The organism is Streptomyces sp. NPDC001502, from assembly GCF_042894785.1.
GTDB classification, from domain to species: domain Bacteria; phylum Actinomycetota; class Actinomycetes; order Streptomycetales; family Streptomycetaceae; genus Streptomyces; species Streptomyces kutzneri.
This window is the reverse complement of sequence record NZ_JBIAVW010000006.1, coordinates 162,370-189,214: the sequence shown is the minus strand read 5'-3', so window position 1 is coordinate 189,214 and position 26,845 is coordinate 162,370. Positions and strand designations below refer to the sequence as shown.

Annotated in this window: 13 protein-coding genes; 9 read left to right on the top strand and 4 right to left on the bottom strand. The window is 75.9% G+C overall.

Annotation, left to right across the window (positions count from 1 at the left end; all coding sequences use genetic code 11):
• Window positions 1-26 precede the first annotated feature (26 nt).
• Both ACFY0D_RS12625 and ACFY0D_RS12620 read left to right on the top strand, forming a co-directional pair.
• Entirely contained in the window at window positions 27-1,703 is a 1,677-nt protein-coding gene (locus tag ACFY0D_RS12625) for a ricin-type beta-trefoil lectin domain protein (protein WP_390798319.1), read from the top strand.
• Between the two features lie 15 nt (window positions 1,704-1,718).
• Window positions 1,719-4,013, top strand: a complete 2,295-nt coding sequence (locus ACFY0D_RS12620; RefSeq protein WP_390798318.1) for an alpha-N-acetylglucosaminidase — start codon at window positions 1,719-1,721, stop codon at window positions 4,011-4,013.
• Window positions 4,014-4,071: 58 nt separating this feature from the next.
• Here the strand turns inward: ACFY0D_RS12620 and ACFY0D_RS12615 are convergent, their stop codons facing one another.
• Window positions 4,072-5,310 (bottom strand): MFS transporter, encoded by a 1,239-nt coding sequence (locus ACFY0D_RS12615; protein ID WP_390798317.1) that lies wholly within the window; start codon window positions 5,308-5,310, stop codon window positions 4,072-4,074.
• Window positions 5,311-5,496: 186 nt separating this feature from the next.
• On the opposite strand from ACFY0D_RS12615, the gene ACFY0D_RS12610 reads away from it, so the two are divergent.
• Window positions 5,497-7,116 carry a molybdopterin-dependent oxidoreductase gene (locus ACFY0D_RS12610; protein ID WP_390798316.1) on the top strand — a complete coding sequence of 540 codons (1,620 nt, stop codon included), beginning with the start codon at window positions 5,497-5,499 and terminating at the stop codon, window positions 7,114-7,116.
• Here ACFY0D_RS12610 and ACFY0D_RS12605 read toward each other — a convergent pair.
• The 3 genes from ACFY0D_RS12605 to ACFY0D_RS12595 form a co-directional block, all read right to left on the bottom strand.
• Window positions 7,078-8,355 (bottom strand): cytochrome P450, encoded by a 1,278-nt coding sequence (locus ACFY0D_RS12605; protein ID WP_390798315.1) that lies wholly within the window; start codon window positions 8,353-8,355, stop codon window positions 7,078-7,080. The genes ACFY0D_RS12610 and ACFY0D_RS12605 overlap by 39 nt on opposite strands.
• 84 nt (window positions 8,356-8,439) lie before the next feature.
• Window positions 8,440-9,693, bottom strand: a complete 1,254-nt coding sequence (locus ACFY0D_RS12600; RefSeq protein ID WP_390798314.1) for a putative Ig domain-containing protein — start codon at window positions 9,691-9,693, stop codon at window positions 8,440-8,442.
• 88 nt (window positions 9,694-9,781) lie between these two features.
• Complete coding sequence (locus ACFY0D_RS12595) at window positions 9,782-10,675, bottom strand: LysR family transcriptional regulator (protein WP_390798313.1); 894 nt, start codon at window positions 10,673-10,675, stop codon at window positions 9,782-9,784.
• 561 nt (window positions 10,676-11,236) lie between these two features.
• Here ACFY0D_RS12595 and ACFY0D_RS12590 point away from each other — a divergent pair.
• From ACFY0D_RS12590 to ACFY0D_RS12565, 6 genes are read left to right on the top strand one after another with little or no spacing between them, the layout of a single operon-like run.
• Window positions 11,237-18,064, top strand: a complete 6,828-nt coding sequence (locus ACFY0D_RS12590) for an SDR family NAD(P)-dependent oxidoreductase (RefSeq protein WP_390798312.1) — start codon at window positions 11,237-11,239, stop codon at window positions 18,062-18,064.
• A complete protein-coding gene (locus ACFY0D_RS12585; protein ID WP_390798311.1) occupies window positions 18,057-22,646 on the top strand; it encodes a beta-ketoacyl synthase N-terminal-like domain-containing protein in 4,590 nt (1,529 codons plus the stop codon). Before ACFY0D_RS12590 ends, ACFY0D_RS12585 begins: the two co-directional genes overlap by 8 nt.
• Window positions 22,636-22,956: an acyl carrier protein gene (locus tag ACFY0D_RS12580; RefSeq protein WP_386127622.1), complete on the top strand. Its 321-nt coding sequence runs from the start codon at window positions 22,636-22,638 to the stop codon at window positions 22,954-22,956. The genes ACFY0D_RS12585 and ACFY0D_RS12580 overlap by 11 nt, the downstream gene beginning before the upstream one ends.
• A 7-nt stretch (window positions 22,957-22,963) precedes the next feature.
• Complete coding sequence (locus tag ACFY0D_RS12575; protein ID WP_390798310.1) at window positions 22,964-23,800, top strand: alpha/beta fold hydrolase; 837 nt, start codon at window positions 22,964-22,966, stop codon at window positions 23,798-23,800.
• A 2-nt stretch (window positions 23,801-23,802) separates the two neighbouring features.
• Window positions 23,803-24,978 carry a glycosyltransferase gene (locus tag ACFY0D_RS12570; protein ID WP_390798513.1) on the top strand — a complete coding sequence of 392 codons (1,176 nt, stop codon included), beginning with the start codon at window positions 23,803-23,805 and terminating at the stop codon, window positions 24,976-24,978.
• Entirely contained in the window at window positions 24,975-26,840 is a 1,866-nt protein-coding gene (locus tag ACFY0D_RS12565; protein WP_390798309.1) for a methyltransferase domain-containing protein, read from the top strand. Before ACFY0D_RS12570 ends, ACFY0D_RS12565 begins: the two co-directional genes overlap by 4 nt.
• Window positions 26,841-26,845 lie beyond the last annotated feature (5 nt).

Below are 26,845 nucleotides of genomic sequence, written 5' to 3'. Positions count from 1 at the left end.
GACTGCCCCCACGTCAAGGAGACTCCGTGCCGCCTCGCCTGCGTGCAACGCTCCCCTGCCTGACCGCGGCCGCCCTGTTCGCCCTCGCGCTCTCCCCCGCCCCGGTGGCGGCCGAGCCCCGGGCGACCTCGGACACCCCGCTCGCGCTCACCCCTCCCATGGGCTGGAACAACTGGGCGCACTACATGTGCGACATCAACGAGGCCAAGGTGGTGGCCAACGCCGACGCGCTCGTGTCCACCGGGCTCGCCGCCAAGGGCTACGACACGGTGACCGTCGACGACTGCTGGATGACCAAGAGCCGTGACGCGCAGGGCAGTCTGGTCGTCGACACGGCGAAGTTCCCGCACGGCATGGCCTGGCTCGGCGAGTATCTGCACGCCAAGGGCCTGAAGTTCGGCATCTACCAGGACGCGGGCTCCCTCACCTGCGAGAAGTACCCGGGCAGCGGCGCCCCCCAGGGCGGCGGCGCGGACCACTACGCGCAGGACGCCCGCCAGTTCGCCTCCTGGGAGGTGGACTACGTCAAGATGGACGGCTGCAACCTCTGGGTCCCGGAGGGCGTGTCCAAGGAGGAGGCGTACCGCGACGCCTACAACGCCGTCGCGAAGGCCCTGCGGGAGAGCGGCCGGGACATGGTCCTGTCGGCCTCCGCGCCCGCCTACTTCCAGCAGGGCGAGTGGGGCGGCTCCGACTGGCACAAGGTCCTCGGCTGGGTCGGCGAGACCGGCCAGCTGTGGCGCGAGGGCAAGGACATCAAGGTCTACAACCCGGCCGCACCCGCCACCTCGCGGTGGAGCGCGGTGCTGGGCAACTACGGCTACAACCGCTGGCTCGGGCGGTACGCGGGCCCCGGCAACTGGAACGACCCCGACTTCCTGATCGCGGGCGCCCCCGGGCTCACCGCCACCGAGAGCCGCAGCCAGGTCGCCCTGTGGGCCATGATGGCGTCCCCCTTCATCCTGTCGTCCGACGTCTCGAAGCTGACCCCGGCGGGCCTCACGGCCCTCGGCAACACGCGGATGATCGCACTGGACCAGGACCCGATGGGCCGGCAGGGCTCCGTGGTCTCCTCCAACGCCACCTTCGAGATCCTGGTGCGGCCGCTCGCGAACGGCGACCGCGCGGTGGCCGTGCTCAACCGCTCCGCCGCCGCCCGGGACATCAACGTGCCGCTCGACGAGATCGGCCTGAGCGACTGCACCGCCGGTGCCCAGGACCTGTGGACCGGCACGAGCCGCGACGTCACCGAGACGCTGACCGGCAAGGTGGCCGGGCACGACACCGGGGTCTGGCGGCTCAGCCCGCGCGGCTGCGCCGAGGCCGTGCCGACCGGGCAGATCGTCGGTGACGGTGCCCGTTGCGCCGACGGTGCCAACACCACCGGCGTCGGCGCCGTGGTGATGGCCGCCTGCACCGGAGCCCCCGACCAGCGCTGGACCGTGGGCAAGGACGCGACCCTGCGGCTGGCCGGCGAGTGCCTGTCTGCGGGTCAGGACCGCATCGTGGAACTGGCCGACTGCTCGAACCGTCCCGAGGAGCAGCCCGGCCAGAGCTGGTCGCAGCGCCGCGACGGAGCCCTCGTGGAGGAGGTCAGCGGGATGTGTCTGACGGCTCCCGCGGCCGCCGCCCCGGCCGAGCGGCTGCGGCTGACCGACTGCGGCGACCACCGGGTCGACCAGGCCTGGGCCCTGCCGGTCTGACGGCCGGTCGAACGGATGAGGAACCCGACGCATCGCAGCGGGCGCAGGCCGAAGACCCGGCGCCCGCTCGCCCTCGCCGCTCTTCCCGCGGCGCTGCTGGCGCTGATCTGCGCGGGCCCCGCGCCCGGGGCCACCGCCCCGGGCGCGGGGGCGCCCGCACGTGCCGACGTGACGGCGGACGCGCACCCGGGCGCCGCCCGGAGTCCGGGCCGGGCCCGCACCTTCGACGTCGCACCCGCGCGGGCCGCCCTGCGGCGGCTGCTTCCGCGCCACTGGGGGCAGTTCACCCTGGTGCCCGACACCACCGCCGCGTCCGACACCTTCACCGTGTCCGGCACCGCCGGCGCGATCACCGTGCGCGGCAGTACCGGGGCCACCTTGCTCACCGGCGTCGGCTGGTACCTCCAGCACGTCGCCGGGGTCGACATCGGCTGGCCCGGCGACAGCATCGGCATGCTGCCCGGTCGGCTGCCGGCGGTTCCCGCACCGGTCACCCGCAGCGCACAGGTCCCGCACCGGTACGCGCTGAACGACACCGACGACGGGTACTCCGGCCCGTACCGCTCCTTCGAGGAGCACCAGCGGCAGATCGACCTGCTCGCCCTGCACGGCATCAACGAGGTGTTCGTGCAGGTCGGCGCCGAGTACCCGTACTACCGGGCGCTCCAGGGGTTCGGCTACTCCGCCGGGGAGCTGCGGGAGTGGATCCCCGGCCCCGGCCACCAGAGCTGGTGGCTGCTGCAGAACCTGAGCGGATTCGGCGGCCCGGTCACCGAGCGGCTGATGGGCGAGCGTGCCGAGCTGGGCGGGCGGATCGCCGAGCAGCTGCGCGGGCTCGGCATGACCCCGGTGCTGCCGGGCTACTTCGGCACCGTGCCGCCCGGGTTCGCCGCGCGCAACCCGGGGGCGGCGACGGTGGCGCAGGGCGACTGGGCGGGCTTCGACCGCCCGGACTGGCTGGACCCCGCCTCGCCCGTGTTCGGGAGGCTGGCCGCCGCGTACTACGCCGAGCAGCGCGAGGTGTTCGGGGACAGCACGATGTACCGGATGAGCCCGCTGCACGAGGGCGGCCAGACCGGCTCCGTCGACGTCGGCGCCGCCGCGGGCGCCATCCAGGGCGCCCTGCACGCCGCCCGCCCGGGTGCGCTGTGGGCGGTGCTGGGCTGGCAGGACGACCCCACCCCGGAGCTGCTGGCCGGGGTGGACACCTCGAAGCTGCTGATCCTGGACGGGCTGTCCGACCGGTACAACCGGCTCGACCGCGAGTCCCGTTGGGGCGGGGCCCCGTACGCGATGGGCACCATCTACAACTTCGGCGGGCACACCACGGTCGGCGCGAACAGCTCCGTGTGGATCGAGCGGTTCGGCCCCTGGCGGGACAAGGCGAACAGCGCGCTCGCCGGGATCGCCTACCTGCCGGAGGCCACGGGTACCAACCCGGCCGCCTTCGACCTCTTCACCGATCTGGCGTGGGAGCGCGGGCCGGTCGACCAGCGCACGTGGTTCGCCGACTTCGCGGCCCGCCGCTACGGCCGCCCGGACGCCGCGGCCGCCGCCGCCTGGGAGGAGCTCCGCAAGGGGCCGTACAGCACCTCCTCGGGTCTGTGGTCGGAGTCGCAGGACAGCCTGTTCACCGCCCGGCCGAGCCTGACCGCGGCGGGGGCGGCCTACTGGAGCCCCAGGTCCATGCGCTATCCGGCCGGTTCGGTGCGCAGGGCCCTGGACCACCTGCTGAGGGTGGATCCGGCGCTGCGCGGCTCCAGCGCCTACCGCTTCGACCTGGTGGACACCGCCCGGCAGGCCCTCGCCAACCACTCGCGGGTGCTGCTGCCGAAGCTCAAGGCGGCCTACGAGGCCAAGGACCTGGCCCGCTTCCGGGCTCTGACGGCCGAATGGCAGGACGGGGAGCGGAAGCTGGAGGCGGTGACCGGATCCGACCCGGCCTTCCTCCTCGGCAGCCGGCTCTCCGCGGCGCGCTCCTGGGGCGCGGACCGGGCCGAGCAGGACCGGTACGAGTACGACGCCCGCTCGCTGCTGAGCGTGTGGGGCCGCCGCAGCACCAGCGAGGGCGGTTTCCTGCACGACTACGCGAACCGTGAATGGAGCGGCCTGATCTCGGAGTTGTACGCACCCCGGTGGGCGCGCTACTTCGCTTCGCTGGACGAGGCGCTGGTGAAGAAGGCCGCGCCGCGGGAGATCGACTGGCACGCCTTCGAGGCGGAGTGGGCGGAGCGCACCACCCGCCATCCGGACCGGCCGAACGGCGACCCGTACCGGCTGGCCGCCGAGATCGCGGCGGCCCTGCCGTAGGGCCCGCTGACCCGCACCACGGGCCTGCCCGGACCACGGGCAGGCCCGTGGTGCGGGGTCACGTACCCCGTTTCCGCCCCGCCCGTGCGGCTGCGGCGGCCACCAGACCGAGGACGGCGATCGAGACGGCCGAGGCCAGCAGGGTCCCCCGGGCGCCGAGCCCGGCCACCAGCGGGCCGCCCAGCGCGGTGCCGAGCGGCACCGCGAGCACCTGGACCGCGGAGCTCGCGGCGAGGGTCTGGGGAAGGAGGTCCCGCGGGGCCGAACGCTGGAAGAGGGTCGTGGAGAGCGAGGCGTACGGGGGCCAGAGCAGCCCGGCGGCCGCGAACCCGGCGACGGCGACGGCCGTCGGCGCTCCCAGGCCCGTCGGCAGCATGCAGACGCCGAAGGCGACGACGATGCCGGTCATGGCCGGCCGGATCGGCAGCCGGCCCAGGTATCCGGTCAGCACGGAGCCGAGGACCGCGCCGACGCCGAACGCCGTGTAGAAGGCGGCCAGCACAGCGGCGGGAGCGCCCGGCCCGTCCGACACGTACAGCGGCAGCGCCACGTACACGGGACCGAAGAGGCAGAAGAAGGCGAAGCTCAGGGCGAGCAGGCCCTGCAGGGCGGGGGCGTGCCGGATGACGGCGAAGCCCGCCGCACGGGAGCCGCCCTCCCCGGGCACGGGCGCGTCGTCGTGCGGCACGCCGAAGAGGAAGGTGGCGGCCAGGACGAGGAAGGTCGCCGCGTCGACGGCGATCACGGTGGCGGCGCCGCCCCACAGGATCAGGGCTCCGGCGAGCGGCGGGCCGAAGACGGTGGAGAGCGAGCCGATGCCGGACAGGACGGCGTTGCCGGCCAGGTGGTCGCGTTCCGGCAGCAGGCGGGCCAGGAGGGTGTGGATGCCGGCCCGGCCCCACGAGTGGAGGACGGAGGAGGCGGCGAGCAGCACCACGTACAGCTCGATGCTCAGGGTCCCGAGCGCGTGACACACGGGGATCGCGCCGAGGGCGGCGGCGCGCAGCAGGGCGTCGCAGGCGACCAGCCGGGCCGGGGAACGGTGTCGCAGGAGCGGTCCGAGGAGGACCGCGCCCACGGCGCCCGAGAGGGTGTGGGCAGCGGCCGCCAGCGCGACCCACAGGGCGCGCTCAGCCGCCGGTGCGATCTCGATCGTCAGCCAGCTCACGGCGACCACGGCCATGCCGTCGCCGAGGGAGGAGACGGCAAACCCCGGTAACAGGCGGCGCAGCGTCGAGTGGGTGAGGACGGGCCGGTAGGGCGAGGTGCGGAGGATCCGCGCGGGTTTCAGGGGCACGGTATCCACGCTTGCGTGGAGGGAAAGGAGATCATGCCGTCATCGTTGCCACGCACCCCGCCGTCGCCACGTCCGTTCACTCGGGGCGTGCTCCTTTCGCCCTGGGCGCAGGACGCGGGCCGGTGCGGGGCCGGTGCGGCGGCACGGCGCCGCCACGGGAGTGCCCGGGCGCGGGACACTGGCCGTGTGGAGTCAGACCCGAGCCGTTCCGTGCGGCTGCGGCGCACGACGGGTGCCGTCAGCGGGATCGTCGCGGCCGTGGCCGGACTGGCGTCCGCGCAGCTGGCCGCGGCGGCCGGCCGTCCCGAGGCCTCGCCGGTCACGGCCGTCGGCGGGGCCGTGATCGACCTGACGCCGGTGGCCGTCCGGGAATGGGCCATCCGGCTGTTCGGCACCTCCGACAAGCTGGTGCTGGGTCTCGGCATCCTCGCCGTCCTGGCCGCGGTCGCCGTCGGCACCGGGCTGCTCGCCGTCCGCCACCTCCCGGCCGCGATCGCCGTCACGGGCGGATTCGGGCTGGTGGGGGCGCTGGCCGCGCTCAGCCGGCCGGAGGCTTCCTGGCGGGACGCGCTGCCCTCGCTGGTGGGCGCCCTGGTCTCGGCCGGGGTGCTGTACCTGCTGGTCACGGCCGGGAGACGGACCCGCCCGGCCGGCGCCTCGCAGGGCGGGGCCGGGGCGATGGACCGGCGTCGCTTCGGCCGGCTGGTGGTCGCCGTCCTGGCGGCGTCGGCCGGCGTCGGACTCGGGGCACGGCGTCTGGGGGCGCACGGCAGCGCCGACGCCACCGCCTCCCGGGCCCGCTTCGTCCTCCCCCGGCCCACCGTGCCCGCGCCGCCGGTGCCCGCCGGGGCGGACCTGCGGGTGCCCGGGCTCGGCCCGTTCCTCACGCCGAACCAGGACTTCTACCGGGTGGACACCGCGCTGGTCGTCCCGCGCGTGGACGCGGACACCTGGCGGCTGCGCATCCACGGGGAGGGGGTGGCCCGGCCCCTGACCCTGGATCTGCGCCGGCTCCTCGCCCGCCCGGTGGTCGAGGAGGACATCACCCTCACCTGCGTGTCCAACGAGGTCGGCGGCCCGTACGCGGGCAACGCCCGCTGGCTCGGCGTACGTCTCGGGGACCTGCTCCGGGAGGCGGGGGTGAGGCCGCCGTCCGAGGGCGGTCCCGCCGACCAGCTGGTGGCGCGTTCGGTGGACGGCATGACCATCGGGACGCCGGTCGAGGCCGTCATGGACGGCCGGGCGGCGCTGCTGGCCGTCGGCATGAACGGCCGGCCGCTGCCCTTCGCCCACGGGTTCCCGGTGCGGATGGTCGTACCGGGCCTGTACGGGTACGTCTCCGCCTGCAAGTGGCTCACCGAGCTGCGGCTGACCACCTTCGCCGCCTACGACGCCTACTGGGTGCGCCGGTCCTGGGCCCAGCAGGCCACGGTCAAGACGCAGTCGCGGATCGACACCCCGCGCCCGTACGCCGACCTCGCACCGGGCCGGGTGCCGGTCGCCGGGGTGGCGTGGGCCCAGCACCGCGGGATCGACCGGGTCCAGGTACGGGTGGACGGCGGCCCCTGGCAGGAGGCGCGGCTCGGGGCGGCGGACGGCGTCGACACCTGGCGCCAGTGGGTCTGGCCATGGGAGGCGACCCCCGGGCCGCACACCCTGGAGGTCCGCGCCACGGACGGCACGGGCGCGGTGCAGACGGGGGTCCGCACCGGGACCGTGCCGGACGGGGCGACGGGGTGGCACACGGTGAACGTACGCGTCCGGGCTCTAGGAAGTGGCCTGCCGGCCGGGGCGGACCGGGAGTGAGCGGACGTTGTTGCTGATGAAGCTGTTCTGGTACGGGAGGTCGGCGTCCGGGACCGCGAGGTCGAGGTCGGGGAAGCGGGTGAAGAGGCGCTCCAGGGCGATCGTCGCCTCCAGCCGGGCGAGCGGGGCTCCGGTGCAGTAGTGGGCACCGTGACCGAAGGCGAGGCTGCGGGCGGCGGTGGGGCGGGTGAGGTCGAAGCGGTCGGCGTCCGGACCGTGGAAGGACTCGTCGCGGCCCGCCGCGCTGTATCCGGCGAGCACCGGGGTGCCCTGCGGGATCACGGTCCCGTCGACGGTCAGGTCGCGGGTGGGGTAGCGGAACGGGAACCAGCTGACCGGGGTGTCCCAGCGCAGGGTCTCGTCCACCACGTCCGACCAGGTGGCCTTGGCCTCCAGGACCAGTGCGAGCTGGTCGCGGTGGGCGCACAGCGCGCGGACCGCGTTGACGATGAGGTTGAGGGTGGTCTCGTGGCCGGCGACGAGCATCAGCCGCATGGTGCCGATGAGTTCGGCCTCGGTGAGCCGGTCCCCGTCGTCCTCGCGGGCCGCTATCAGGGCGCTGGTGAGGTCCTCGCCGGGGTTCGCGGCGCGGGCGGCCGCGATCGTGCCGGTCAGGGCCATGAGTTCCTGCAGGGCGGCCATCTTCTCGGCCGGGGTGATGTCGGTGGCGATGACGACCGTGTTGGTCAGTTCGTGCAGTCGGCCCCGGTGTTCGGGGTCCACGCCGAGCAGCTCGCAGATGACGTTCATCGGGAGCGGGAGGGCGAAGTGCTCGTACAGGTCGGCGGTCCCGTCGGGGGACCCGGCCGCGGCCCGCCCGAGGTCGTCGAGGAGCTCGGCGGTCAGCTCCTCGATGCGCGGCCGCAGCCGTTCCACCTGGCGGATGGTGAAGGCCTTGCCGACCAGCGCGCGCAGGCGGCGGTGGTCGGCGTCGTCCGCGGTGTGCATGCCCTGGGCGTTGGCGAAGACCCGCAGCGGCCAGTCGGCGGGGATGGTGCCGTCGTGCAGGGCGGGGAAGTGCCGGGCGCCCTTGGCGACGTCGGGGTGGGCGAGGAACTCCTTCAGCGCGTCGTGCCCCAGGACGACCGCCCCGGGGACCCCACCGGGGAGCACGACCTCCGCCACCGCGCCGTGCTCGGCGCGCAGCCGGGCGTTGAGGGCGTGCGGGCAGCCTCCGGCGGGGTCGATCACGTGCGGGGCGGCCGGGCCCTGCGGGACGGGTGAGATGTGGGACGACAAGCCGGTTCTCCTGACCTGATGGACGAAACTCGGACAACAGTGCGGCCTCGGGGGCGGGTTGGACAAGCCCGTTCCCGTCCTGTCTCAGAACCAGTTGAGGGTCAGGGTGAAGGTGGTGCCGGCGGTGGCTCCGGTGGCATCGCTCGCGGTGGCGGTGACCTGGAAGACGCCGCTGCCCCAGGGCTTGCCGGTGATCCGGCCGGAGGCACTGTCGAGGGTGAGGCCCCAGGGCAGGCCGGTGGCGGCGTACCGGACGGGGGGCTTCGCCCCGGTGGTGGTGAGCTGGACGGTGCAGGACTGGTTGAACTTGCACGTCTGCGGACCGGGGTCGGTGAACTTCAGCCCGCCGGGGGTGGGAGTGGGGGTCGGTGTGGGCGTCGGGGTGGGTGTGGGGGTGGGGGTAGGAGTGGCGCCGCAGCCCGGGGCGGCCTCCGGTGGCAGCGGGACCCGCCAGATCTGCGTGTCGTTCTCCGAACCGACGAGCAGGTTCGCGCAGTCGGCGTACGTCACCGTCTCCCCCTGCGACTGTGCCGGGAGGGCGACGTCCGCGAGCTTGACCCCGGCCGTGTCGTACACGGAGGCCGTGTTGGCGCCCAGCGGCCCGCCACTGCGCAGGGTGTACGAGGCACCCGTCGGCGAGAAGGCGCCGTCGGTGGCGAACACGGGGCCGGGCCGGACCGCGGTGAGGGTGTTGACCTGACCGGTCACCGGCGGCAGCGGGGCCTGGTACAGCCGGCCGGCGGCGCCGATGAGCTTGCTGGCGACGTAGAGCCGGCCGGTCACGGGATCGGCGAGCAGGGACTCGGCATCGTGCTTGCCGTCGGCGTAGGCGAAGCGGTAGGTCACGGGCGTGACCGTGGCGTTCGTGAGCTGATCGGGCTCGGCGAACCGGTGCACGGTGATCTCCGCGCGCCCGCTGAGGTTGTCCCCGATGTCGCCGACCAGGATCGCCGGGCCGCCGCCCGCGTCCGTGCCGAGCGCGAGGCCTTCCCAGTCGGTGTTGCCGACGCCGGCGACGGTGAGGGTGGCCAGCAGCCGGCCGGTGGCGCTGTTGCAGTCGACGGCGAAGACCTGGTTGGTGTTCCCGCTGTCGTTGACGGCGTAGAAGACCCCGGGATGTCTGCGGCTCATGGCGAGGCCGCTGAGCTCGGCGAGGCCGTCGGGGAGGGTGCACTTCTTCTCCGGCGCCAGGGCCACGGCTGCGGCCGGCGGGGCGGCGGAGCCGGTGGAGAGGGTGGAGGCGGTGGCCGTGGCCATCCAGGCCAGCGCGGGCAGGATCGTGGCGAGGGCCGCGGTCGCGAGGGCGGCGGTCCGTGGGGGTGTCAGGAGTCGGGACATGCGCACAATGTGAGGGGCCATCAGTCGCGGTGCCAGACCCCACCCCCTCCCGTTCGAGCATCGTTCAATGCCGCGGCGGCATGTCCGGTCAGCGCACCGGCTCCCGGACGGGTGCCTTGTGCCCGGCCTGCGCGATGAACGCGCGGGCCGCCCGGCTGAGCGGCCGCCGGGCATGGGCGATGCCCACCGGGCGCAGCAGCGGGGGTGTGAAGGAGCGGATCTCCGCCCGGCTCCCGAAGGCCCTCAGCACCACGTCCCGGTACCAGATGAGGGAACCCCGGCCGTCCGTCACACCCGTCACCCACGCGAGCCGTTCGTCGACCTCCAGGGTGGGGACGGGCCGCACTCCGAGGCAGCTGAACATGGCCTCCATCTCGGTGCGGCGGCCGGTCCCCGGTGTGGGCAGCACCATCGGCAGCCCGTCGAGCATGCGCAGGGGCATCGGGTGGGGCAGCCGGGAGCCCGGCGGCGATATCAGCACCACCTCCCGCTCCTGGATGAAGTGGGTGGAGAGCTCCTTGTCGACGGGCAGGTCGACCAGGGCCAGTTCCGAGCGCCCCTGGGTCACCTCCTCGACCAGGGCCTCCCTGCTGTCGTGCTGCTGGAGCCGGACGTCGACGGCCGGGTGCCGTCCGGTGAAGGCCGCGATCAGGTCGGTGGCCAGGTCGAGGGCGAGGGTGGGGGTGGTGACCAGGGTCAGGACCGCCCCGGCGCCCCCGCCGTGTGGGGTCCCGATGTCGTCGATGGCCTCCACCGCGTTGAGCACGGTCCGGGCCAGCCGGACGACCCGGGCCCCCTCCGGCGTGAGGTCCACCCCCCTTCCCCGGCGGGCCAGGAGCTCGACGCCGAGATCGCGCTCCATGGCCTGCACGGCCCGGGAGAGCGCGGACTGGGCGACGAAGACCGAGGCGGCGGCCCCGGTGATGGACCTGCAGTCGGCGACGGCGACGAGGTAGCGGAGCTGCGCGAGGGTGGGGGTCATGACCGGACGGTAACCGCGTGAGGCTGTACCTGTAAGGGCTCGTCGGGTGAACAACTGACCGGGTCCGGCGTGACGGTCATGCCCGGTCGGTGAGTAGGCATGCCGGCGCGGCATGCCCGCGAGGACGCGGGCATGCCGGCCCGCGCGGCGGGGGCGGCCCCGCCTGGCGGAGAACGCCGCAGGCCACCGGCTCGGCCGGGGCGTGTCGTGGGTCCCCCCGGGCGGGAATCCGGGTGGCACGTGTATGCCGATGGAGCGAAGCACCGTATTCCGCATGGCTGTTGACAGTGCAGGGCGGCCCCCGCACGATGCATCGCGGCATGCGGGTGTTTGACCACGGTTCAATCCCGCCGTACCCGCGGCGGGTGCCCCGGCCGGTGTGCGCGTGACCGCCGCGCTCCCCCTTCTTCCGCCCTGCCCCGCACTGCCGTTGCACGGCTCGTCGGCACGTCGGTACGCCAGCTCGCCGGTACGTCGGAACGTCGGTTCGCCCGCCCGTCGTTCGTCCTTCCTTCCGTCCCGCACTGCGCCATGTCACACAGCATTGGAAGAGGAGCGCCCGTGACCCCCCATCACCCGCAGCCCGCCGCCACCACCCGCGACCTGGTCGTCGCGGTCACCCCCTTCGAGGAACCCCACCCGGCCGTCGTGATCGCCGCCCAACGCGCCGGGGCCCTCGGCCTGCTCGACCTCGGCCGGGACGCCGACGCCGCGCGGCGCGGTGTCGCGGAGCTGGGCCGCCGGCTCGGCGCGGGCGCCCGGTACGGGGTGCGGGTGCCGGCCGGCTGCCCGCTCGGCCCCGGGGAGCTGCCCGCCGCGGTGGACACCGTGCTGCTCGCCGACCCCGCCTCGCACACCCCCGAGCGGGTGGCCGCGTGGGCCGCGGCGGCCGGGCGGCCCCGGGTGTGGGCCGAGGTCACCGGCGCGGCCGAGGCCAGGACGGCCGTGGCCGCCGGGGTGGAGGCGCTGGTGGCCAAGGGCCACGAGGGAGGCGGCCGGGTGGGCCCGGCCACCACCTTCGTCCTGCTCCAGCAGCTCCTCGGCGACCCCGCGGTCCGGGTACCCGTACGGGCATTCGGCGGGATCGGTCCGCACACGGCGGCCGCGGCCGTCGCGGGCGGAGCCGCCGGGGTACTGCTCGACGTACAACTGGCCCTGACCACGGAGGGCGAGGCCGGGCTCCCGGAGGAAGTCGCCGCCGCGCTACGGGCGATGGACGGCTCCGAGACCCGGACGGCCGACGGGCACCGCGTGTTCGCACGGCCCGACCTGACCCCGCCCGACGGGCTCGTACCCACCCTGCTCGGCGCCCGCGACCTGCGGACCCAGCTGCTGCCGGTCGGGCAGGACGGCGCCTCGGCGGCCCGGCTGGCCGCTCGGTACCGGACCACGGGCGGCGTCCTGCAGGCCGTGCGGGCGGCCGTCGCCGGGCATCTGGAGGCCGCCGTACGGGCCCGGCCCCTGGGGCGGCCGCTCCCCGTCGCGCAGGGGCCTATGACCCGGGTGAGCGACCAGGCGGCCTTCGCCGCGGCGGTGGCCGCGGCGGGCGGGGTCCCGTACCTCGCGCTCGCGGTGATGGAGGGCCCCGACGTACGCCGGCTGCTGGCGGAGACGGCCGAGCGGCTCGGGGACCTCCCCTGGGGCGTGGGCCTGCTCGGCTTCGCCCCGCCCGAGCTGCGCCGGGAGCAGCTGGCAGCCGTGAACGAGGCGGCCCCGCCCTACGCGATCATCGCCGGCGGCACCCCGGCGCAGGCGGCCCCGCTGGAGGCCGCCGGCATCCGCACCCACCTCCACGTGCCCTCCCCCGGCCTGCTGGAGCGGTACCTCGCCGAGGGAGCGCGGCGGTTCGTCTTCGAGGGGCTGGAATGCGGCGGACACGTCGGGCCGCGCGCTTCCTTCCCGCTGTGGGAGGAGCAGATCGAACGCCTGCTCTCCTGCCCCGAACCCGAGGCCCTGGACGTGCTGTTCGCGGGCGGCATCCACGACGAACGGTCCGCCGCGATGGCGGTGGCCGCCGCCGCCCCGCTGGCCGCGCGGGGCGCCCGCATCGGCGTACTCATGGGCACCGCCTACCTGTTCACCGAGGAGGCCGTGGCGGCGGGCGCCATCCGGCCGGGCTTCCAGCGGGCGGCGGTGGAGTGCGCGGACACCGTCCTGCTGCGCACCGCGCCCGGCCACGCCACCCGGTGCGCGGCCACCCCGTACGCCGCGACCTTCGAGGCGACCCGCCACCGGCTCGCGGAGAGCGGCATCGAGCCGCGCACGATGTGGGAGGAGCTGGAGCGGCTGAACCTGGGGCGGCTGCGGATCGCCAGCAAGGGCCTGCGCCGAAACCCCGACGGAACCGGCCTCGAACCGGTCACCGAGGAACAGCAGCAGACCGACGGCCTGTTCATGCTGGGCCAGGCCGCCGCCCTGCGCACGGGCACCACCACGATCGCCGCGCTGCACGCGCAGGTCACCGACGGGGCCACCGCCCTGCTGGAACGGCGGGCCCGCGAACTCGCCGCCTCCGGGCCGTCCGCGGAGCGGGCGCCGCAGGCGGCCGACCCGCTCGACATCGCCATCGTCGGAATGGCCTGCGCCTACCCGGGCGCCCCCGACCTCGCCGCCTACTGGGCCATGGTCCTCGCCGGGACCGACGCCGTCACCGAGGTGCCTGCCGAACGCTGGGACCCGGCGCTCTACTACGACGCCGACCCGGCGCGGGCCGGTGAGCGCACCCCCTCCCGCTGGGGCGGCTTCCTCGGCCCGGTGCCCTTCGACGCCCTCGCGCACGGCATCCCGCCCGCCTCGCTCGCCGGGATCGAGCCGGTGCAGCTGCTGGCCCTGGAGATCTCGGCGCGGGCCCTCGGGGACGCGGGCTACGGCAAGGACCGCACCTTCGACCGGTCCCGTACCTCGGTGGTCTTCGGCGCGGAGGCCGGCACGGAACTCGCCGGCGCCTACGGGCTGCGCGCCCTGCACCCCGCCTACCTGGGGGAGCTCCCGGCCGAGCTGGACGAGCAGCTGCCGCGCCTCACCGAGGACTCCTTCCCCGGGATCCTCGCCAACGTCATCGCCGGGCGGGTCGCCAACCGCCTCGACCTGGGCGGCGCGAACTGCACGGTCGACGCCGCCTGCGCCTCCTCGCTCGCCGCGCTGGACCTCGCCTGCCGCCAACTGCGCGACCACGACAGCGACATGGTGCTGTGCGGTGGCGCCGATGTGCACAACGGCATCAACGACTACCTGATGTTCGCCTCCGTCCGCGCGCTGTCGCCCGGCGGCCGCTGCCGGCCCTTCGACGCGGCCGCCGACGGGATCGCGCTCGGCGAGGGCGTCGGCGCGCTCGTCCTGAAGCGGCTCGCGGACGCGGAACGCGACGGCGACCGCGTGTACGCCGTGATCAAGGCGGTGGGCGCCGCCAGCGACGGCCGCTCCCTCGGCCTGACCGCGCCCCGGCCGGAAGGACAGCGGCGGGCCCTGGAGCGGGCGTACGCCCGGGCCGGCATCGCGGCGGACGAGGTGGGCCTGATCGAGGCGCACGGCACGGGCACGGTCGTCGGGGACAGCACCGAACTCGCCGTGCTGACCGAGCTGTTCACCGCCTCCGGGGCCGAGCCCGGGTCCTGCGCGCTGGGCTCCGTGAAATCGCAGCTCGGGCACACGAAGTGCGCGGCCGGGCTGGCCGGCCTGATCAAGGCGGCCCGGGCGGTCCATACGGGCGTGCGGCCCCCGACCCTGCACATCGACACGCCCAACCCGGCCTGGCGGGCGGAGACCAGCCCGTTCTCCTTCGACAGCGAGGCCCGGCCCTGGCCGGTGCCCGCGGAACAGCGGTTCGCCGGGGTCAGCGCCTTCGGCTTCGGCGGCACCAACTACCACGCCGTGCTGGCCGGTCACGGGGGTTCGGCGGAGCCCCGGCACGGGCTGGAGGAATGGCCGGCGGAGCTGTTCTGCTTCCGCGGCGAGGACCGGCGGGCGGCGGGCCGGGCGATGGCCCGGCTCGCGGCGCGGCTGGAGGAGAACGACGCGGCCGGGCGGCCCTGGGCCCTGCGGGACCTCGCGGCGGAGACCTCCGCCGCAGCCCCCGGCCCGGTCATGGTGTCGGTGGTGGCAACCGGTCTGGACGAACTCGCGGCCCGCCTGGAGCAGGCCCGCGCCTTCACCCCGGGCGCGGGGGTCCACGTACGGGAGGAGACGGCCGATCCGGGCAAGGTGGCGTTCCTCTTCCCCGGCCAGGGCAGCCAGCGCCCGCGCATGCTCGCCGACCTCTTCACGGCGTTCCCCGCCCTGCGCGCCCTGCTGGACTCGGCCCCGGCCCCGGTGGTGTCGACGATGTTCCCGCCGGCGGCGTTCACCGCGCAGGGGCGGGCCGCGCAGCGGGCGGCGGTCACCGACACCCGCGTGGCGCAGCCGGCCCTCGGCCTCGCCGGGGCGGCGGCGCACCTGCTGCTCGGCGAGCTCGGCGTACGGCCGGACTGTGTGGCCGGGCACTCGTACGGGGAGCTCACCGCGCTGTGGGCAGCCGGGGCCTATGACACGGAGAGCCTGCTGCGGCTGAGCGCACGCCGGGCCGAGGCGATCGTGGCGGCCGCCGGCGCGGATCCGGGATCGATGGCGGCGGTGTCGGCCGCGCCGCAGGAGGTACGGGAGATCGCGGCCCGCGCCGGATGCGTGGTGGCGAACCACAACGCGCCCCGGCAGTGCGTGATCTCGGGCCCGACGCCGGCCGTGTCCAGGGCGCTGACGGCCCTGCGCGAGGCCGGTCTGTCGGCCGAACCCCTCCCCGTGGCCTGCGCGTTCCACAGCTCCGTGGTCGCCGAGGCAGCCGGGACCCTCGCAGCGGAACTGACGACGACACCGGTGTCGAGTCCCCACACCCCGGTCTGGTCGAACACAACGGCCGACCGGTATCCGGCAACACCCGAAGACATACGAAGCCTTGCCGCACGCCAGGTCGCGGAGCCGGTCCGGTTCGTCGAGCAGGTGGAGGCCATGTACGCGGCCGGTGTCCGGACGTTCGTGGAAGCGGGGCCCGGCCGGGTCCTCTCCGGTCTGGTCGGCCGGATCCTCCACGGCCGGCCGCACACGGTGGTCCCGCTGGACGTCCCCGGCGAGCACGGCCTGCTCAGGCTGGTCACGGCGGTGGCCGAACTCATGGCGGCAGGCGTTGCGGTGACACCACAAGCCCTCTTCCGCGGCCGCACCTCCCGCCTCCCGGAGCACGCCCCGCGGCGACCGGGCTGGCTGGTCGACGGCCATCTGGTCCGCACCGCGGACGGCGCACCGGTCCCGGGCGGCCTCCGCCCGGCCCGCCGGGTGGCTCCGGCGGACACGGCGGCGGTCTCCGGATCCGACCGGCGGGAGGAGGCAGTGCTGGAGTACCTCCGAGGCACCCGCGAACTGGTCGAGGCCCAACGGAACGTCCTCCTCAGCTACCTCGGCTCCGTGCCGGCGGACCCCCAGGGCGGGGCCGGTGGGGCCGGGAGTGTGCCGGGGCGATCCCCGCAGGGCGCCGAACGCACTGCCGCCGCGCCTTGCGACCCCTCGCCACGTTCGGCGCCCGAGGAGACGCCCCGGCGCGCGCCCGGCCCCGCCGGAACCGCCCACCCCGCCGACCCCGCCCCCGCACAGCCGGGTCCCCGCACCGCCGAGGAGGTCATGGACCTCGTCCTGGAGATCGTCCACACCCGGACCGGATACCCCCGGGACATGCTCGACCCCGAACTGGACCTGGAGGCGGACCTCTCCATCGACTCCATCAAGCGGGTGGAGATCATCGGCGCCCTCGCCGACCGGATCGGACTCCCCCAGGACCCGGGCGGCGGCTCCGCCGAGTCCGCGGTCGAGGAGCTGTCCCGGATCAAGACCCTGCGCGGCATCGTCGCCTGGATCACCTCCCGCACACCAGCAGCACCCACCGGACCCGCCACGGCCGCCACGGCCGCCACGCCCGGCGGCGGACGCGTGGCACCCCCCGTCAGCCGGCTCCGGGTGGACCTGCTGCCCGTGCCGGCGGCCGACGGCGGCCCCGAGAGCCTGCGCGGCCTGCGCATCGGCGTCGTCGAGGACGGCCAGGCCATCGCGCCCGCACTCGTCGCGGCCCTGGACGCGCACGGCGCCGTGCCGACCGTCCTGCCCTCGGCCCAGCCCGGCTTCGACGGCCTCGTCGACCTCTCCGCGCTGCGCACCACCGCCGACCCCGTACTGCCCGACGCCTTCCCGGGGCTGCGGGAGGCCCTGACCACCGGCACTCCACGGCTGCTGCTCGTCACCGGGCCCGGCACCCCCGGCGCCGGCCTGCACGGCTTCGCCCGCAGCGCGGCCCTCGAATACCCCGACGCGCTGGTGCGCGCCGTGCACATCCACCCCAAGGAGGACCCGGAACGCATCGCGACCCAACTGGTCGCGGAACTCAGCAGCGACGGCGACGGCGGAAGCGGCAGCGGCAGCGGCAGCGGCACCTCCGTCGGCTACACGGCCGAGGGCGCCCGAGTGGCCCGCCTCCCGGTGCCCGCCCCCCTGCCGGCCGGCCCCGACGGCCCCCCTCTCCTGGACCGGAACGCCGTGGTCCTGCTCACCGGCGGGGCCCGTGGCATCACCGCCCGGACCGCGCTCGCGCTGGCCCGCGCCACCGGATGCCACGTGGAACTCGTCGGCCGCACCCCCGAACCCGCCGCCGCCCCCGACGAATTCGCCCAGGCACAGGACCGGGTCGCGCTGCGCGCCGCACTGATCGCGGCAGGGCTGCGCACGCCGGCGGAGATCGAGGCGGCGGCCTCGCGGATCCTCGCCGAGCGCGAGGTGCGGGCCACCCTGGCCGCCCTCGACGCGGCGGCCGCTTCCGTCCGCTACCACTGCGCGGACGTCACCGACGAGCGGGCCGTCCGGGCGGTCGTGACCGGCATACGGGAACGCCACGGCCGCCTCGACGGCATCGTGCACGGCGCCGGGGTGCTGCGGGACGGGCTGCTGCGGGACAAACAACCGGGCGACTTCGCCGCGGTGTTCACCACCAAGGTCGACGGGGCCCGCCACCTGGCCGCCGCGGCGGCCGAGCACGGGTCCTGGCCCGCACCCCGATTCCTGGCGCTGTTCGGCAGCGTCGCCGGGGTGTACGGCAACCGCGGCCAGTGCGACTACGCGGCGGCCAACGACGCCCTCGACGGCCTCGCGCACACCTGGGCGGAGTCCTTCCCGGGCCGGGTGCTGTCCGTCGACTGGGGCCCCTGGGCGGCGGAGGCGGGCGGGATGGTCAGCCCCGAGCTGGAGCGTGCGTACGTCCGGCGCGGGATCCCGCTCATCGCGCCGGAGGCGGGGACCGCCGCGTTCCTCGACGAACTGGCGTACGGGAGCGACGTACAGGTGGTCCTGATGGCGGAGGAGGGCCGGGGCGATGCGTGACGGAGAGCGGCGCGGCCCGCGCCCGGCCGATGCCGCGATCGTCGGGATGGGTGCGGTGTTCCCGGGGGCCGCCGATCTGGCCGCGTACCGGCGCAATCTGCTCGCCGGTACGGACTGCATCGGCGAGGTCCCGCCGGAGCGCTGGGACCCCGAGGTGTACTACGACCCGCGGGCCGCGACCGGACCGGTGGCGGGCGACCGTTTCTACTGTCGGCGGGGCGGCTTCGTCGACGGTCTCGCCGCCTTCGACCCGACCCGGTTCGGGATCATGCCGGCCGCCGTGGAGGGGGCCGAGCCGGACCAGATGCTGGCCCTGCACGCGACGGCCGAGGCGATCGCCGACGCGGGCGGCGAGGCCCGGCTGCCCGCCGACCGGTCGCGGATCGGGGTGGTGCTCGGGCGCGGCGGGTTCATGGGGGTGGCGACCGCCCGGCTCGACCAACGGGTTCGTACGGCACACCAGTTGGCGCAGACCCTGCGGGAGCTGGCGCCGGAGCTGGGTGAGCGGCGGATCGCGGCGGTGCGCTCCGCGTTCCAGGATGCGCTGGGGCCGGAGCGGCCGGACGCGTCGATCGGCCTGGTGCCGAGTTTCACCGCCGCCCGGACCGCGAACCGGCTGGACTTCCGCGGGCCCGCCTACACCCTGGACGCGGCGTGCGCCTCCTCCCTGCTGGCGGTGGACCAGGCGGTGGGGCTGCTGGCCGCCGGGCGCTGCGACGCGGTGGTCGCGGGGGCGGTCCACCACTGTCACATCGCGACGCTGTGGAGCGTGTTCACGCAGCTGCGGGCGCTCAGCCCGAGCGAGCGGATCCGGCCCTTCGACCGCCGGGCCGACGGAACCCTGCTGTCCGAGGGCACCGGGGTGGTGCTGCTGAAGCGGCTGGCGGACGCGGAGCGCGACGGTGACCGCGTGTACGCGGTGATCCGCGGCACGGGCGTGGCCGGGGACGGCCGTGCCGCGAGCCTGATGAGCCCGCTGGTCGCGGGCCAGGTGCAGGCTCTGGAGCGGGCCTGGCGGGAGGCCGGGCTGGATCCGCGGGCGCCGGGTGCGCTGGGGCTGCTGGAGGCGCACGGCACGGGCACCCCGGTCGGGGACGCGGCCGAACTGGACACCCTGGCTCAGGTGTTCGGCCCGCCGGAGCCGGGGAACGGACGCGGGATCGGCTTCGGCTCGGTCAAGTCGATGCTCGGGCACACCATGCAGGCCTCGGGCATGGCCGGGCTGATCAAGGCCGCGCTCGCCGTGTACGAGGGGGTGCTGCCGCCGACGCTGCACATCGAGGAGCCGCACCCGGACCTGACCCGGACGCGGATGCGGCCGGTGAGCGCGGCAGAGCCGTGGGAGCGCGGGCCGCAGCCGCGCCGGGCCGGGGTCAACGCGTTCGGCTTCGGCGGGATCAACGCCCATGTGGTGCTGGAGGAGGCTCCGACGGCCTCGCGCCCGGCTCCCGCAGCGGCTCCCGCAGTGGTCCCCGGCCCGGCCCGGGTGGCTCCGGTGCGCCGCTTCCTGCCGCTGGACGCCCCGGCCGCGCCGGTGGGGCCGGCCGCGGGAGGCGACGTACTCCTCCTCGGCGCCGACACTCCGGCGCAGCTGTCGGCCCGGCTGGCGGCCGCCGTCCCGGTGTCCGGCGGCGACGGCCCCTGCCGGGTCGCGGTGGTCGGGCCCACGCCCCAGCGGCTCGCGCTGGCCGCCAAGGTGGTGGCGCGCGGCCGGCCGTGGCGGGGGCGCGGGGACGTGTGGTTCGCCCCGGAGCCGCTGGGCGGCCGGTTGGCGTTCCTGTTCCCGGGCCTGGAGCCGGAGTTCGCCCCGGTGGTGGACGACGTGGCGGAGCGGTTCGCGCTGCCGGCGCCCCGGCTGACCCGCGGCGAGTCCCTGGTGGAGCGGGCCCTCGACGCGATCGCGACGGGCCGGTTCTTCGCCCGCGTCCTGCCCGGACTGGGCGTCGAGGCCGATGTGCTGGCGGGTCACAGCCTGGGCGAGTGGGCGGCGATGGTGGCCGCCGGCATGTACCCGCGGGAGGCGGCCGACACCTTCCTCGGCTCACTGCGCCCGGGTGATCTCCGGGTCCCGGACCTCGTGTACGCGGCGCTGGGCTGCGGCGCGGCGCGGGCCCGGGCCGCGCTCCACGACCTGGACCGGGTGGTGGTCAGCCACGACAACTGCCCGCACCAGTCGGTGATCTGCGGGGATCCGGAGCAGGTGGCGGCCGCCGTGGCGCGGTTGCGCGGTGACGGGGTGCTCGGTCAGGAGCTGCCGTTCCGTTCGGGTTTCCACACACCGATGTGGGAGCCGTACCTCGGGCAGGTCCGGGCCGCCTTCGACCGGCTGCCGCTGCTGCCCGGGAGGCTGCCGGTGTGGTCGGCCACCACGTGCGCGCCGTTCCCGTCCGCACCGCAGGACGTACGCGGCCTGGTCGTACGGCACCTTCTGGAGCCGGTCCGCTTCCGCGAGCTGACCCTGCGGCTGTACGAGGACGAGGGGGTGCGCGGCTTCGTCACGCTGGGCCCGGGCAGCCTGCCGGGCTTCGTGGAGGACACCCTGCGCGAGCGCCCGCATCTGTCGGTCTCCACCTCCTCGCCGCGCCTGCCGGGCCTGGCGGCCCTGCGCCGCACTTGCGCGGCGCTCTGGACGGAGGGGTACGCGCCCCGGTGGGAGCTCCTGGGCGAGGCGGCCCCGGCGGCCGGTTCGGCGCTGCGGCCCGGCCCGGCCGCGCCGCAGCCGGCACCCGCCGGACCGGAACTCCGCGTGCCCCTGCACCTGGGGTCCCCGCTGGTCCGCCTGAGCGAGACGGCCCGCACCTCCCTGAGCGGCCTCCTCACCCCGGCCCCGGCCGCCGTTCCGGCCCAGGCGCCCTTGTCCGCGGCGGCCGGAGCGGCCCGCCCGGTGCTGCTGTCCGCCCTGGACGCGGTGCTGGCCGACGCGGGCTCGGCCGCCCGGGCCGTCACCGAGGCCTGGTCTGCCGTAGGACCGCCGAAGGCGCCGGCACCGGCGCCGGACACCGACGGTTCGGGAAGGGCCGCGGGGAAGCAGCTCCTGCGGCTGTCCCTGGCCGCGCTCCCCTACGTACGGGACCACTGCGTGTACCTCCAGCCCGACGGCTGGCCGGAGGACTCCGACCGGTTCCCCGTCGTCCCCATGACCACCATGCTGGAGCTGGCGGCCGAGGCCGCCCGGCGGCACGCCCCGCCCGGCCTCGCCGTCATCGGCTACGAGGACGTACGGGCCCTGCGGTGGCTGGCGGTCGAGCCGCCCGTCGACGTCGAGGTCACGGTCCGCGGTGACGGGCCGGGCCGGATGCGGGTCGGCCTCGGGGAGTACGCCTCGGTGGTCGTGCTGTTCGGCGAGCGGTACGGGGAGCCGCCCGCGCCCGACGGCACGCCCCTGCGCGACCCCGGACCGGCCCCGGTCAGCGCCGAGGCCCTGTACCGGGACCGGTGGATGTTCCACGGCCCGCGCTTCGCCGGGGTGCACGAGGTGCGGTCGGTCGGCCCGGACGGCATCCAGGGGGTCCTGCGGGCACTGCCCGACCCGGGCGCGCTGCTCGACGCCGCCGGGCAGCTCTTCGGGCACTGGATGCAGCTGCGCCTGCCGGTCGACCGGCTGGTGTTCCCGGCCACCGTGGACCGCATCCGGTTCTACGGGCCCCCGCCCGCTCCGGGGGAGCTGGTGAGCGCCACGGCCCGGATCCGCGCGGTGCAGGACGTGACCGTGCGCGGTGACATCGAGCTGCGCGGGCCGGGCGGCGGGGTCTGGGCCCGGATCGAGGGGTGGACGTACCGCCGGTTCGGCGCCGACGAGCGGGTCTGGCCGATGAAGTTCACCCCGGAGGTGTGCGGGATCGGCGAACCCCGGCCCGAGGGCTGGTGCCTGGCCCGGCGCCGCTGGAACGATCCGGCCTCGCAGGAACTGGTGATGCGCCGCTACCTCGGTGCCGCCGAACGGGCGGCCTACGAGCGGCTGTCGCCGCGCGCCCGGGCGCCCTGGCTGCTGGGCCGGATCGCGGCCAAGGACGCCCTGCGGCAGCTTTTGTGGGACGGCGGGGCCGGGCCGGTGTTCCCCGCGGAGGTGCCGATCGGCAACGACGCGGCGGGCCGGCCGGTGGCCGGGTCCCCGCTGACCCGCGGCTACCGGCTGTCGATCGCCCACAAGGACCGGATCGCCGTCGCCCTGGCCCACCCGGCCCGGCCGGTCGGCATCGATGTGGAGCAGGTGACCGCGGACCCGGACGCGCTGATCCGGATCGCCCTCGGGCCGGCCGAACTCCGCCTCGCCGAGGGGCTGGCCGCCCGCGAGGGCACCGGTCTGCCCGCCGCGCTCACCGCCCTGTGGTGCGCCAAGGAGGCGGCGGCCAAGGCGGCCGGGGGCGGGCTGGGCGGCCGGCCGCGGGACTGGCGGGTGGCCGGGGACCCGGATTCCGGCGCGCTGCTCGTGACCTCCCCCGAGGGGGACCCGTACCCGATCCGCACCACACCGCTCACCGACACCGTGCCCGACCACGTCGTCGCCTGGACCGCGCACCTCGCGGCGCCCTCCCCCGTACCCGTCCCCTTTCCCCTCACGGAGGCCCGTCATGGCAACTGACATCCTCGCCGAGATCACCGGCATGCTCGTGGAGATCGTCGGCGACGAGTACCTGCTCGCCGAGGAGGTCACGATGAAGACGACCTTCAACGAGGATCTCGCTCTGGAGAGCATCGAGTTCGTCGCCCTCGCGGAGCTGCTCCACCACCGCTACGGGGCCGACGTGGACCTGATGGGCTTCCTGGCCGAGAAGGACATGGACGCCATCCTGGCCATGTCCGTCGGCGAGCTCGTCACCCACATCGGCCGGATCACCCACTCCTCCCTGGCCCGGGCCGCGGCGGGGTCCTCCCCCGCGTCGGCCGGCTGAGCCGGCCATGGCCTTCGTCCGCGCGGGCTCCCTGCGCTTTCACGTCCAGCGGCTCCCGGCCACCGCCGGCGCCGACGCCCCCGACCGGCCCGTCGTGGTGTTCCTGCACGGGCTGGTCGTCGACAACCTGTCCTCCTTCTACTGCCCCCTGGCCCTGCCCGTGGCCCGGGCCGGCCACGAGGCCGTGCTCTACGACCTGCGCGGCCACGGCCGCACCGAGCGTCCGGGTTCCGGATACGACAGCCGCACCGCCGTACGGGACCTCTTCGCCCTGCTCGGCGCACTGGACCTCGGGCAGCGCCCGGTCCACCTGGTCGGCAACAGCTACGGCGGGACCCTCGCCCTGCACGCCGCCCTGGCCCGGCCGGACCTGGTCACCGGGCTCACCCTCCTCGAACCGCCGCTCGGCGGCGCCTGGGTGGAGAACATGGTGGACACCCTGTCGGCCGCCGCGCTGAGCCTGGAGGACAGCACGGTCCCCACCGAGCTGGCCGCCCTGCGCCTGCGCAAGGCCGCCAACCTGACGGCCATCGCCGACGCCCTCCTCAACCGCACCACGCTCATCGACGACATCGCGGCGAGCCGCGTGTTCACCCCGGCGGACCACGCCCGGCTGCGCTGCCCGGTCCTGGTGGTCTGCGGCGAGCATTCCGAACTGCTCGCGGGCGGGAGGGAGCTGGCGCGCCACGCCCCGCAGGGGGCCCTGCGGATCCTGCCGGATCTGGGGCACGACGTCCTGAAGGAGAGCAGCGGGGTCCTGCGGGAGACCGTGCTCGCCCATATCGACGCGACGGCCGACGCTGCGACGGCGGCGGGGCCGCGGGTGGGAGCGCTGGTCCCGTGAGGGTGCTGTTCACCGTGCCGCCGCTGGCGGGGCACGTCAATCCGACCGTGGCCGTCGGGGCCGAACTGGCCGCCCGGGGGCACGAGATCGCCTGGACGGGACCGGCCTCGGCGCTGGCCCGGCTGCTGCCCGCGCAGGCCCGGATCCTGCCCGCCGGGGAGGAACTGGGCGCCGGCGGGTACGCGGCGCTGCACGAGAGCTGGCGCGATCTGCGCGGGGTCGGTGCGCTGCGGTTCCTGTGGGAGGAGGCGCTGGTGCCGCTGGCCCGGGCGATGGTTCCGGGGGTGGCCCGGGCCGTGCGCGCCTTCGGGCCGGATGTGCTGGTGGCGGACCAGCAGGCCCTGGCCGGGCCGCTGGTGGCCCGGCGGCTCGGGGTCCCGTGGGTGACGTCGGCCAGTACCTCGGCCGAGCTGACCCGGCCCTTCGCGGACTTCCCGAAGGTCGGGGAGTGGGTGTCCGGGCAGATCTCGGGCCTGCTCGCGGAGTTCGGCGCGGCGCGGGACGCGGGGGGCCGCGCGGACTGGGACCCGCGGTTCTCCGAGCGGCTGGTGCTGGTCTTCTCCACCCCCGAACTCGTCGGCGCGGGGCAGGACTTCCCGCCCCATTACGCCTTCGTGGGGCCGGCCTTCGGGGCCCGTCCGCCGGCGCCCGGATTCCCCTGGCAGCGGCTGGACCCGGCGCGGCGGCGGGTGCTGGTGTCCCTGGGCACCCTCAATCAGGCGGCCGGGGCCCGGTTCTACGGTGCGGTGCTGGGCGCCGCCGAACGGCTCGCCGGGGAGGTCCAGTTCGTCCTGGCGGCGCCCTCCGCCCTGATCGGGGCGGCGCCGGATCACCTGCTGCTCCAGGAGAGCGTCCCGCAACTGGAGCTGCTGCCGCACCTGGACGCGGTGGTCTGCCACGCGGGCCACAACACCGTCTGCGAGGCCCTCGCGCACGGGCTGCCGCTGGTCGTCGCCCCGATCCGGGACGACCAGCCGATCGTGGCCCGGCAGGTGGCCCTGGCCGGGGCCGGCGTCCGGGTGCGGTTCGGCCGGACCCGGGCCGAGGAACTGCGTGACGCGCTCACCGCCGTGCTGGACGACCCCGGCCCCCGCCGGGCCGCCCGGCGGATCCAGGCCTCATTCGCCGCGGCGGGCGGGGCCGCCGCCGCGGCCGACCGGTTGGAGAAACTGCTATGACGCCACCTCCGCTCTCCCGGGTCCCGTGGACCTCCGCCCTGTTGCTGGCCGCCCTCGGCGCGGGCACCGTACGCGCCAGGCGCCGGCTGCGGGCGATCCCGGTGCTGCCGGTGACCCCGCCCTCGGCGGCCGGGGTGCCGCGCGCCGCCGGGTGGCGGCTGCTCACCGCCCGGGGGGTCGAGCCGGATCCGGCCACCTTCCTCGCGGCCTGCGCGTACGCCGAAGGGGAGGGCCTGCGGGTCCTGGACCTGCTGCCCGTGGACCTGGCCGCCGAGCGGGCGCTGGGGCTGCTGCGCCTGGTCGACCCGGTCCGGTACCGGCAGGACCGGCTCGGCGAGGGCCGCGGGGCCGGGTTCGCCGTGCTCGTCACCGAGGAGGTGCTGGCCCGGGCCGGGGTGGATCCGGGCGGGCCGCGCCGGGATCCGGCGGAACTCCTCGCGCTGACCCGCCGGTTGAAGGAGTACGCCGCCGACGCCACGGGGCTGGCCATCGCCCCCGGACTGCGCTGCGGCGGGGCCGGGGAGCCCGGCGGGCCGACGCGGGCCGCCGAGCTGCGGGCCCAGGGGCTGCCGCCGGGGGCGCTGGCCGCCGCACAGCTCGGCGGGCTGGCGCTGCTCGCGGGGGTCGCCGTACGCCAGGGCCGGTGGGGCGCGGCCGCGGCCGGGCTGTACTGGCTCCAGCCGTACCTGGTCCTCGGCGGGCCGGGCTCCGCGCTGCGCCCCGCCGGTCTGGGCCGGGCCACGGCGGCCCGGCCGGTGCGCTCCCTCGGCGCGGGCCTGCGTACGGCCGCGGCGGCCGGCCGGGACACCCCGGCGGACGGCGCGGCGGAGGCCGCGCGGGCCGCCGCGTACCGGGAGGACCTGGCGGCGGGGACGGGGCGGTTCCTCGAACCGCGCCGCACGGCCTGCCCGTGGTGCGGCTCCGGCCGGCTCACGGTCCAGGTCCAAGTGCCCGACCTGCTCCAGGGCAAGCCGGGCCGTTTCACCCTGGAGCGGTGCGGGGAGTGCCGGCACGTCTTCCAGAACCCCCGGCTGACCGCGGAGGGGCTGGAGTTCTACTACCGGGACTTCTACGACGGGCGCGGCGGCGAGGGCGCGGGCACGGTCTTCGGCAGGCTGGGCGCCGCCTACCGGGGTCGCGCGGAGATGCTCCTCCCGCACGCCGACCCGGCGTCCTGGCTCGATGTCGGAACCGGGCACGGCCACTTCTGCAACGCGGCGCGGGACGTCTGGCCGCGGACCCGGTTCGACGGGCTCGACATGGGTGACGGGGTGCGCGAGGCCGAGCGCCGCGGCTGGGTGGAGACCGGATACCTGGGCCAGTTCCCGGAGTTCGCCGCGAAGCTGGCGGGCCAGTACGAGGTGGTCAGCATGTACCACTACCTGGAGCACACCCGGGAGCCGCTCGCCGAGCTGGACGCGGCGGCCACCGTGCTCGCCCCCGGCGGGTTCCTGGCCATCGAGCTGCCCGACCCTCAGTCGCGGATGGCCCGGCTCCTCGGCCCCCTCTGGCTGCCGTGGTTCCAGCCCCAGCACCAGCACCTGATGCCCGCCGCCAATCTGCGCGAGGCGCTGGCCGACCGGGGGTTCACCGTCGTGGCCGAGGAGCACGGACCGGCCCATCAGGGCAATGACTTCTTCGGTGCGGTGGCCCTCGCGGCGACGCGGCTGGCCCCGGATCCGGACCGGCCGTGGGGCCCGGGGCCCACGCCGCGCGCCCGGCTCCTCGCCCACGCCGTACGGGGGGTGGCGCTGCCGTGCTTCGCCGCCGCGGCGGTGCTCGACACGCTGCGCACGGTGGCGGCCCGGCGCACGGACGGCGGGAACGCCTACCGGATGCTGGCCCGCAAGGACACGCCGTGACGGGC